The organism is Shewanella sp. SM20 (assembly GCF_025654545.1).
GTDB classification, from domain to species: domain Bacteria; phylum Pseudomonadota; class Gammaproteobacteria; order Enterobacterales; family Shewanellaceae; genus Shewanella; species Shewanella oncorhynchi.
The window spans coordinates 1-1,158 of the sequence record NZ_JAKKRK010000125.1 but is presented as its reverse complement, the minus strand read 5'-3'; the positions used below and the strand labels follow the sequence as shown (position 1 = coordinate 1,158).

The 1,158-nt window shown below is 51.9% G+C and carries 1 protein-coding gene; it reads right to left on the bottom strand.

Annotated elements, in window-relative coordinates; all coding sequences use genetic code 11:
* The coding region (locus L5M18_RS23165) for an IS4 family transposase (protein ID WP_263198720.1) at positions 1–1,158 on the bottom strand (1,158 nt) is incomplete at both ends.

Genomic DNA, 1,158 nt, shown 5'->3' with positions numbered 1-1,158 from the left:
GCCCACAATTCCGCTTCGTTTGCTGTCATTCCAGCCCGCGAGTTTTCCTAATCTTAGATAAGCCCAATGCACACTGGGGACTTGTTCGGGCGGTTGGCTTTTTTCCGTCTTTAGCCATAACAACTTCCAGGCCAATGGGCTTAACAGGCTATCGCAAGGCCGTTTTTTCGCTTGTTCAGCTTGGCCTGCGTAACAACGYAGTTGCTGGATACGTGTGGCGATAAATGCCAGAATCACAATCATCCGCTCYAGATTATCTTTGCTTTGCAGCCGTAAGTCTTCCACCTGCGTACCGCCCGTTTTCCAGGATTTATGGAAGTCTTCAATCAGCCAGCGGCGCTCGTAGTAATCAAGAATTTGTTGCGCTTGCTCTGCTGTTGTGACTACCTCAGTCGTCAGCAGGTGCCAACAGAGGCCATCTGCGCTGTCTTTCTCCTGACAACCCACATAAAACAGCGGCACTGACTGGCCCGTTTTATTCGCCGGAACCTTCACGGTAATGGGGGCAAAGCGGATATCRCAGTGCGCAACTCTGGCTTTGCGACCGCCTTTTTGTTGCACCTGTACCATCCGCTCACCGGCACTTTGCAGCGTCTCACTAAACGCATAGAGTTTGTGCTGGTCTTCTTCAATACAGCGGCTTTGCATCGAGCGCACAATAAACCGTTGTTGTGTGTCGGTTTTAAAGCGCAGGTATTCGATGATATCGGCTTCACGGTCACAAACCGAAATCACCTTCTGCATCTGTGGTCCCAAGCGAGTCGCCATCGCTGCTGAAGCCCGTTGCCATTTGTAACTTTCTTTCTGTTCATAATCACGTTTGGCACGTTGTTTTTTCTGGCCATAGGCTTCGCGGTCGCGTGCCCAGCGATGCTGCTCAATCAGTCCAACGACCTGCTGCGCCTTGGGTGCAAACAATAAAACCGTGTGCGCTTCCAGCCCGCTGGAATGTTTGTGGGACGTGGTATGTCCAAGTTCTTCCACGACACTTGGGTGGGTGAACTCCAACGACGTGGTGTCTTCCAGCGCCAGTAGGCAGTCAAATGGTTCGCAGGCTTGCACTGTGGCAGCAAAACCTGCCTCAGCAATCGCTGCCGGACTGATATGCTCGTTACGGACAAAGCGATAAGCGGCTTCAATGTCTGCACTGGATGAAAG